At 61.4% G+C, this 1,337-nt stretch carries 1 protein-coding gene; it reads right to left on the minus strand.

Annotated elements, in window-relative coordinates; translation table 11 throughout:
• Window positions 1-107 precede the first annotated feature (107 nt).
• A partial coding sequence (locus SxD43FB_RS23595; RefSeq protein ID WP_096064160.1) for an IS1634 family transposase occupies window positions 108-1,337 on the minus strand: 1,230 nt, incomplete at its 5' end.

Genomic DNA, 1,337 nt, shown 5'->3' on the forward strand with positions numbered 1-1,337 from the left:
CCCAACTTGAACAGTGCTTTTGGAAAAGGCATTTTTGTTCAATGACATGCACGCACCGGCGCGAGTGTTACCACTACATTTTTGGGTTTGGTTGAGCTTGCAGAGGCTTAGGTTCGCGGCGGCAGTTCGCTGATATTGGCCGGCAGCGCGATGCCGGTTGCCTTGAAGACATTCCCCACCTGGCCCGAAACGTGGGTGCGGGTGGTAATGACCTTGCCGTCCTTTTCGATGGTGGCTTCCTGAAGGCGATCGAGATCGTTGAGGAGCGGCTGCCATTCGGGCTGCAGGCCCTTTTCCTGACACAAGCGGGTCAGTTCCTTGGCCAGCGTCAGAGCGAGGAACGAGACAAACACATGGCCGCGGATAGCGGCATCGGACTGATGGAAGATGGGACGGGTATCGAAGCTCGCCTTGGCGACGCGGAACAGGGCCTCGACCTGAAGCAAATCACGGTAGCGGATGACGGCCTGTAGCGGAGTGATCCTGGCATTGGTGCGCAGCACGCTGATGCCGTCGTAGCGCGCCTCGTCGGCAAGCTTGCCCATGTCGATCTCGAAGGTCTTGCCGCTGGCCTTGAGATAGCGGCGATAGGCCGAGTTGCCGACCAGGGCCTTGTCGCCCTTCTTCAACTGGGTCTGGAGGCCATCGATGATCGCTTGCCGGTCGGCCTTGTCCTTCCTTGCCTCAGCTTCGTTGAGCGTGACGACGTAGCGCTGGGCATCTGCGCCTTTGCCAACGCGCACTTCCTTGACCCACAGCTGGGTGTCTCCTGCCTGTCGCTCGAGGACCAGGGGTACCATCGGAGCAGTGTCGGCAAGCACGACATCGCGGATGACGTTGCTGGTGCGCTCTCGCGCACCCAGGATGTATTCCATCCCCAGCTCTTCAAGGGCGGCGATCGTACCGGCACTGATCATGCCGCGGTCGGCCACGACGCACGAGCGGGTTATCCCAAAGCGGGTACGCAGGCGCGTGACGATGGGCATGAGCACCTTCACGTCGGCCGTGTTGCCCGGGACCATCTCGGTGCAGATCGGACGCCCCTCGGCGTCGATCACCACGGCCAGGATCATCTGGGCAAGCTCGGGCCGGTGGTCCTTGGAATGACCACGCCGACCCAGCGTGTCGCCGCCTGCACCGTAGAACGAGAGCGACGTCGTATCCATGAACACCAGGCTGAGATCAGTGAACAGGTCCCGCCGGCGATCGAACAGCTTCTCCTCGATCACGTCCTTCACACAGCGAGGTGCCAATGCGCCTTCTGCCTTCTCCTCGATCTCCTCGCCGAGCCAGGCCATGGCGCGATAGAAGTGATGGAGGGCAAGATCCTCGCTGCC

It is taken from the genome of Sphingobium sp. D43FB (genome assembly GCF_002312805.1).
GTDB lineage: Bacteria > Pseudomonadota > Alphaproteobacteria > Sphingomonadales > Sphingomonadaceae > Sphingobium.